The organism is Candidatus Cloacimonadota bacterium, assembly GCA_020532355.1.
Classification (GTDB): Bacteria; Cloacimonadota; Cloacimonadia; order Cloacimonadales; family Cloacimonadaceae; genus UBA5456.
Genome location: JAJBBD010000013.1, coordinates 1 through 6,140, shown reverse-complemented (window position 1 = coordinate 6,140; position 6,140 = coordinate 1). Strand labels below are relative to the sequence as shown.

General features: G+C 36.7%; 3 protein-coding genes and 1 rRNA gene. 1 reads left to right on the top strand and 3 read right to left on the bottom strand.

What is annotated here, in order from left to right; translation table 11 throughout:
* The 3 genes from LHW48_00350 to LHW48_00340 all read right to left on the bottom strand — a co-directional run.
* Positions 1-120: ribosomal RNA gene (locus tag LHW48_00350) — 16S ribosomal RNA — on the bottom strand; the annotation flags it as partial.
* A 1,295-nt stretch (positions 121-1,415) separates the two neighbouring features.
* The gene (locus tag LHW48_00345; protein MCB5258911.1) at positions 1,416-3,608 is read right to left on the bottom strand and encodes a T9SS type A sorting domain-containing protein; all 2,193 of its coding nucleotides are present in this window, start codon (positions 3,606-3,608) and stop codon (positions 1,416-1,418) included.
* A gap of 527 nt (positions 3,609-4,135) precedes the next feature.
* Positions 4,136-4,366: a transposase gene (locus LHW48_00340; GenBank protein ID MCB5258910.1), complete on the bottom strand. Its 231-nt coding sequence runs from the start codon at positions 4,364-4,366 to the stop codon at positions 4,136-4,138.
* 452 nt (positions 4,367-4,818) lie between these two features.
* Between LHW48_00340 and LHW48_00335 the strand changes: the two genes are divergently transcribed.
* Positions 4,819-6,140, top strand: a 1,322-nt coding sequence (locus LHW48_00335; protein ID MCB5258909.1) for a hypothetical protein, incomplete at its 3' end; no start/stop codon positions are given.

Here is a 6,140-nt window from a genome sequence, read left to right as displayed (position 1 = left end):
TGTTACTCACCCGTTCGCCACTCTAAAACTCTATCTTACGATAAAGTCCTACCGTACGACTTGCATGCCTAATCCACGCCGCCAGCGTTCGTCCTGAGCCAGGATCAAACTCTCCATCATAAAGAATCAAATAAATTGACAAGAGCTTTTCCTCTCATCCCCACTCTATAAAGCTTTTAAAGAACCACTGATGCACTAAATTAACATAATCAAATATCAGTTTGTTCACATAGAATAATATAAGGTATTTTGTCAAGAATAAAAATACATTTTTTTAATGTTTTTAATTATAAATTGGTTCAATATGATTTAACTTATATTATATCAATATGATAGCATTGCAAAAAAATTATTAAAAAATAAGGAATACCTATTCTTCAGAATCTTAGATAATATAAAAACCATAAAGTTTATCATACTTCTACCTTTTCCTAAAATGAGTGGAACAATAATTATCCGTTATTTATTGAATATTATATTATTTAAACTCTGATACATGAAATTTAGGGAGAGTTTATATACATAACATTAACTGTAAGATAACAAAAAAATCCTTGACTAATAATGATTGTAATCAAGAAAATTTTGCAGAACTTTCCTCCCTAGTTCTTGGCTATCGACTAAATTTGGGCTTTGAGTTTGATAAGTATTTTTGCGAAATGAGATATGAAAGAAGTATTACTCCAGTGTTTTATGGTAAGGATATAGACGATGTTTTTTACACAACCTTAAACTCCTGGTAGGTTTTCGCTTTGATAGTAACTTTAATATTATGTAAACATAGCCAGTTGAGCATTATAAGCGGAGGATTGTTTTCCTCCGCTTTTTTTGATAATAACTTATCGCACAGCTTTCACGGATTTTTTTCTAAATATTGTAATCAGGGAAATATGGAACGGCAAATTATTTCTTTGCCACAGCAACTGCAGATTCCTGAACAAAATTGGGGCTGTTTCACAACTTCAAAACCGCAATTTTTGTCGATTTTTGATATAACAAAAGGTTAAAGTGTATCACTTTTACATTGCCGTACTGTATCATTTTTGTTTGCCATTGAAAGCTACAAGAAAGCCAAATACTATAAGCCCTTAATGCTCCTGAATGTCCACACCAGAGACATCTGGCTAACATTATCTGCCAAGGATAAAATCTATCCCTTAAATTATACCCTGAAAGTGATGCATAACCTAATGGCTCTGAAAATCAAATCTATAAGCCAGAATGACGCTCGGGAATATATTTAAGCTCTGGCACCTTGGGTAAAGGATAACCAGATCGAATACGACTCAGATATGAACCCGGTAGGCGTATCCGGTGCGCATACTCCATTCCCGCCATTTCATTGGAAATGCAGGACAACAACTATTATATATTCTGAGTAGATGTCTCAGGAGGGTTTATTAATCTATTGAATGCTATTTTATAAGTATCATTTTATGAGTTTGAGACATGCCATTCATTTCAACTCGCACATAATAAATGCCCGAGCTTACAGCGGTTCCCCTATCATCGAGCCCGTGCCAAACGATACTGTGATGGCCTTTTGATACAAGCCCATCGTAAAGCATGTTCACTCTCTGACCTTTGATATTGAATACAGACAGTTTTAAATTACCGTAGCTAGGAGTAATAAAGACGATATTTGTAGTTGGATTGAACGGATTGGGGTAATTACTAAGACCGAAATCTATGGGTTCCGATGACTGGATATTATCATCATTAGCGACATTAGTTCGCACAAGCGGGATGTTTAGCATGATGTCCTCACCCTGAGCAACTTGGACATTGGGAATAATCAAGTCCTGATAATCCCAACGGCTTGCCTTCACCGAATAAGTTCCCGCTCCAGATGGATACTGGAAAAAGCCAAAGTTATCGCTGAATTCCGGTAATTTACCTATTATCTCGAGCTTGACACAGTCAACAGGCAAACCTGATACTGAATCATAAACATATCCGTTTATCCCGCCGATATAGAAAGAATTGTATTCATAGGCACCAATGTCAATAGTCATTGGACCACCAGTAGCACCGGGGACAATGCGCTTGTGATACCTGATGTCGAAATCAGGAAGATCGGGTCGATATGCTCCCGCATCAATACAGGGAGAGTTGGCTGATAAACTGTAATCCCCATTCAAGCTGTCTGCAAAAATGGGATCGGCTACAATGTTTCCCCCGCCATCGAATAAGTTCCAGGGATCTATCAACGGCATCGAAAGACAGTTGTTGATTAGAAGGGGATGATGATCCTGCGAGGCACCCCCTGAAGACCATTGAGTACATTCTATTATATTGTTTGTAAATATTTCATCACACCCGCCATTTGAACCTTGCAGAGTAGAGAAATTCAAAAAATCGTTGTTATAAATAAATGGTGATGAGTATCTTGAAAAAATAACACGTGAATTGGAATCCCCTATGTATCTTACCAGATTATTAAAAAACCTTACCTGTCCACCCTGAAACTCCGAGTTCGAATTCTCAAATACCAATACCGAATTTCCGTGGTTGTTCTCTATAATGTTGTTATATATGTACGATGTTGTGGCATTGGACATCGTAGTTTTAACTTGCACACAGCCTAACAAGTAGTTATCTGAAACATAGTTTGTCCCAAAACCGTTAAATAAGAGCATAAGGTGTCTATTATGAGGATTGCTATTTATGGGTTTTATCAGTTTATTTCTTCTGGCATATACCGTATCTGCAGTTGTTGATGAATAGCAACGCCAACCCTGTACACCATTAATACTGATGTTACCATAGCTTGATACATTAGAATTTGTGGGTCTTAGTATCTCTGACTTCTCAGCCCGTGCACCAAAATCCCATATAGCGCCAAAATCATATAGAACATTGTTTAAGAATAAAGCATCTGTATACTCGAAATTATAAACAAAAAAGGGATTACCAGTAAAATAGCACTTTGCAATTGTGAGGAGATAATTGTCACCTGTATCCGATGGACTTGTTGCTCCAATAGTTATTGCTGTAGCAAAACCAAAAGGGGCAGGATAAGTGTCATTGTAGGATAGAAATCTACAATTGTAGATAGGTAAGTCCATGCTTAGGTTGCCGGTTCCCAATGCTACATAATTGTTTTCGAACAGACAATTTCGGACCGCCAGAATTCCATTCTGAAATGCAATTGCAGCCAATGACCAATCCCCTGGAATATAATCACAAAAAAAGGTATTCCTAAATTCACAAAACTCGAAAGTTGAAATAGGAGCGTTAGGATACATATATATCCCTCCCCAGCGGTAGTCAGTATCCTTTTGATACTTGTCAAAAATGATCGGATTATCAGATGTTCCATAAGCATTGATCGCACCATTGACGATGATCATCTTTGAAACGGGCTGGTTATTACCACTCCACATAAAGTTGTAGATATTGTTCTTATCTGCACCCGTACAGCGTACTTGTGTACCGGGTAGGATGGTCAGCGTAATTCCCGCATCAACATACAGGAATGATGTTATGATGTATGGATTGTTGTCAGGAGACCATGTAGTATTTTGAGTAATATGCCCACCAACATCTATACATAGTAGTGTAGACACTACTGAAATTAGGACCAAGATAAATAGAATTCGTTTCATATCATATTCTCAATACCCGGGCTTTGGCTTCATGCCAAAGCCTGGATTTATGTAAGGCCAAACGACCGATTGCATTATTTTCATCTTGTCAATCCTAGTCAAGTCCTTTTTTCATTAAATGCTACCTTGCTACGAAGGCGCATATCAAATAAACTGACAGGACTTGTTTTTGAACAGTTAAAAATTTCTTTCCTCGCACATTACACTCTTTAACATTTATCTTTTCAATTACGCATAACCCTATTTATAATAATAAGAATATCTTGTCAAACACAAAATTGTTTTTTTTCATTTTTTCGTGGAAAATTGTAAACACCCTTGCAGTTTCATTTTTCAGTATACATAAGTTCCGTAGAAACCTCGGCAAAATATAATGGGTTGCCGAACTCCGATTCGGCAAATGCCGTCAGGCATACTTTTTTTAAAGGACTCCTCCTTTTTTGGGCAAAGAAAAAGTTTGCCAAGCTATGACCTTGGCTAATTCATCGGCTTTGAGCCAGGAAAGACTCGATAGAATGGTCAACTTCTTAACTACTACTATCAATCTGGGCAGCACATCGGCTCACAAAGCTACAATTAATATTGGAAAACCCTAAATCTAAAAACAACTGGTTCATCTTGCGGGTTGGTACACCGGCAAAATAAGCCTCACTGATAATGCTGATCAAAGCTCTATCTACCCGCTGATATTGTTCCAAAATTGAGGGATAGAAACGTTCTTTTCTTAACTTAGGTATGCTTATGTTTACTTGACCTATCCCTGTAACGAGTTGCTCCTTTCGCTTTCTGTAACCATTACGATAGTTAGTCCTCTTTGCTGTACATTAATACGGTTCTGCTCCAAGGATCATACCAAATTCTTCTTCTCCTATCTTTTGTACGCTGTTATCCAACACTTTAATAAATTCTCCTGGAATTACCGACTGAATTAGCTTTACTAATTCCGCCTTTTTATCTTTCTTTCGGTTTGCTTGAGCTATAATCTTCTTTTCGTTTTTTTATTTTTGATTAAACTATAAAAACAAAGAGTGGTATCTAGCTTAACTTTTTTCTTCATTAGGCTTTCCCGATTTTACGCCAACCTTTGAGACCCTACCGAGGAAAAAAGTGTAATACATAACATTAACTGTAAGATAACAAAAAATCCTTGACTAATATTATAGAATTGATATATGGAAGATATTTGATAAATGACAAAATGGTGGGATAAATGAGAAAGATATGGTTAGCTTTTATATTATTAGCTATTTGCGTTATTACACAAGCAATAATAGTTGAAACAGCATCTTTACAAAATTTCCTTATTGGTGATGAGCCCAATTGTGCTTACGATAACTGGATTTCCCATTTAGCAGAAGGCATTGCTATTCCGGAATACAATTTATATGCACCTTATGACAGGCAAACCAACGGATTTGGCGATTTCCGACTTCCTACTGCAGATGATTTAGTTTATTGGAATAATATGTTAAATTTGTTTTTTGCTGGTGATTATGATGGTGCACAGGCTATATTGAATGCCAATAGTTGTCCCTATCAGATAGTAGAATTTCACGATACTGATTCAGGCAAAACACTTTATATGCTTCGTGAAGTTCCTAATATGTTATATTATGACGATAATGGGACGCAAGACACATATGATGATGAATTAGGAGCGTTCATCTATGGCTGGGGTCTTTTTATTTACTATCCTGAGGGGACCAAACCTATTATTATAACAGTTCCTCATCCCTGTGATGATTTTCCTACGCCAAGAATGGGACTTCTGGCATTTAATGTATGGGATGCACAATACTTGATGATTAACGGAGCAGGACGGGAAGTTAGATGGACAAATCAAGGTTCATACACCAATTCTAAATCACTTTCAGATGCTTTACGCAATCCTACTCACCCCTTTAATTATGTATACAAAAAAGCTGCAGACTATTTAAGAGACCAATTTCATTGTAGAGAGTGGTCTTGCCAGATTCATTCTTATGATTGGAACAGACATCAGGGATATGCAAATTGTCAGATTTCTGCAGGAAATCCTCGTCCCTGTCCTAATCTTCCAATACGTGATTTATCTCCTTTGAAAAATGATTTGATTAATCATGGACATCACCTAATGATTCCAGCAAATACTGTTGGAATACATAATGATGTTTATTTGAACGATTTTTATGGAGTCAATTATAGCATTCATGATTTTATATTTAGTGATGGAGAACACACTTATTCGGTTAATAATCAAATTGATCTTCCTGCATATTCCTTAAACCAGCAGATGATTTATTCCCAGGCAGGAACTACGGATTATGATGTATTTGAGCCCTTTTTCCATGTAGAGATGGATGAACTGCCTAATTCTTATCAGGAATCTTTGCATCAATACTATTGGTTTTATGGCTGGAATGAGCTTCTCGGAAAATGGGATATGGACAATTTATTCACACACTTTCTTGAATATTACGGAAGGTGGATCTATGATATAGAACCTGTCTTAGTAGCAATGTTTCAAATGGATGATGGACAAATACCTGTTGC